This window comes from Vibrio sp., from assembly GCF_984391705.1.
On record NZ_CFHWOM010000094.1, the window covers coordinates 1 to 2321 of the forward strand.

General features: G+C 43.4%; 2 protein-coding genes. Both read right to left on the reverse strand.

The window, feature by feature from the left end; all coding sequences use genetic code 11:
- The coding region (locus AC4MRV_RS20980) for a BCCT family transporter (protein ID WP_491189237.1) at nt 1-551 on the reverse strand (551 nt) is incomplete at its 3' end.
- A gap of 9 nt (nt 552-560) precedes the next feature.
- A complete protein-coding gene (gene dddP / locus AC4MRV_RS20985; protein ID WP_491189238.1) occupies nt 561-1898 on the reverse strand; it encodes a dimethylsulfonioproprionate lyase DddP in 1338 nt (445 codons plus the stop codon).
- Between the last annotated feature and the right edge of the window lie 423 nt (nt 1899-2321).

A 2321-nucleotide genomic window follows, 5' to 3' on the forward strand; every position in this document is an offset into this window, starting at 1 on the left:
CCGTTGATTCGTTCGCCAAAGATTGGGTAAAACGCACTTCGCATTTCTAGTGGACGGCCTTTGCGATAGGCTGCGTAAGAAATAACAAGCGCTACAATGGTGTAAATAGCCCATGCATTGATTCCCCAGTGAAAGAAGGTGATATTCATTGCTTCTCTGACTGCGACATCGGTTTGAGCCTCAACGACCGGAGGGTTCATGTAGTGCATAACAGGCTCAGCGACGCCGAAAAAAACTAGCCCAATGCCCATCCCAGTGCTAAAGAGCATCGAACCCCATGCAAACCCTGAAAATTCAGGTCTCTCATTATCTTTACCGAGCCTTAAATCTCCAACACGGCTACATGCACTAAAAATTAAGATAGAGATAAACAATGCGACACTGCCCATATAAAACCAGGCAAACTTGTGTGCGATGTAGTTTTTCAGATTTGAGAACATGTCAGTGCTTGCTTCTGGAGCAAGTAATACATAGACAAAGCACAGCGTTAAAATTATCCCAGCCCCTGCGCTTACTAGTAATTTATGAGTGTTTTTAGGTACGGATGTCATGTGCTGCTCCTACTTTAATAACTCTTTTTCAAATGGGTAGTTCGTTAGGTTTTCAAACCCATCCTCTGTGATAATGACTTGGTCTTCCAATTTGACCCCTTCTTTGCCGCCAACAGCGCCAACATATGCCTCAACACAAAGTGCCATGCCTGGCTCCAGTACACCGTCATACCCATGACCTTCTAGATCTTCTGGATATCGTATTGAAGGGTACTCATCGCATAAACCGACACCGTGCATCATTACTCCATAGCGTTGTGGTCGGTATTTTTCAGGAAGTAAAAGGCCAGAGCGTGTAACTTCTTCGAATGTCATACCTGGCTTTAGTATTTCCATGTTGTGTTGGATATGTTCATAGGCCACGCGGTATAAATGTCTCTGTTCTTCGGTAGCTTCTACATCACCGATTAGCCACGTTCGTGATAGATCTGCACAGAATCCATAAGGACCAATGAGATCGGTATCAAAAGCTAACAGCTCTCCTTCTTTAACTACGCGAGGGCCGCACTCTTGGAACCATGGGTTTGTACGAGGTCCTGAAGACAGGATTCGACACTCAATCCACTCTCCACCGCGTTTAATGTTTTCAGCATGTAGCACCGACCAAATATCGTTTTCAGTAACGCCAGGAACAGTTGCCTCTTGCATTTTTTTCATTGCAATCTCTGTCGAAGCAATCGAACAGCGCATTGCGTTGATCTCATCAATGTTTTTGACTGCTCTAGCTAGCTCCATCACTTCTTGGCCATCAAAGATATCGAGACCTTGTTTATCGAGCTCACGTAAGCCAACAATCTCTATCTTGTCTACAGCGATACGATTGCTCCCACCACCGTGACGCTTAACGATGTCTGCAATCTCTTTTGCAAAATGATGGGCGTGTTCATTGGTTCGATTTCCAGTTTCGAAGTAGAAGAAGGACGCTCCATTACGTACTTCTTTCACAAGCGGTAGGTGTGCAGATAAATGTTCGCAGTTATGGAAATCCCAAAGGATCATGTACCCTTCTGCAGATACAAAACAAGCACGAGCGTGGTTGTGTGCAATCCAAAGCTGCATGTTGGTAGAATCTGTTGCATATCGAATGTTCAAAGGATCAAATAACAACACCCCTGCCAAATCACGGGCTTGCAACTGGTCTACAATGCGTTTTAATCGATACTCTCGCATTTTCTGTAGATTTGGGGGAGTGAGACCTAGGTCAGCCCATTCTTGGAATGCAAGAGCAGTAGGCCCAATTTCGACTCGATCATTGTCGTTCACGCTTCCATCTGGTTTTAATTGTGCGGCACGTCGACGTGACGGATCTATTTTTCGATTGGAGCCAAGTACAAATTGGTTTGTCATTTTATTTCCCTTAATAAACCACCGTATTAATTGGGTTTAATGTTACAGCAATGTTATCGGCGAATAATGGAAATAAAGTCCCATACCTAAGAACAAAATTCACTCGATAATGAATCCTCCAATTAAACAACCAGTTAGATTGAATTGACCTTGAATGTCTATATTCCAATAGTGATAGTCATCAATAACACGTTGTTAATCGAGTGTTGCATTTTGAGGGGTTTACTTTTAGTTCTGTGAGCTAAGTTTAATTGCCAGACGTGCAAAAACGCCTATATCATCATAGGTATCAGTAAGTTAAGCTGATTTTGTAAAACCAGTGGCTTGTAAAACCCTTGGGTTAGGAACAGAAGTTGATGGAGGTAGCCGAGCTAATTCTGGACTTCATCCAGAAGGGGTTAGGAAGTGTCGAGTATGATTAGC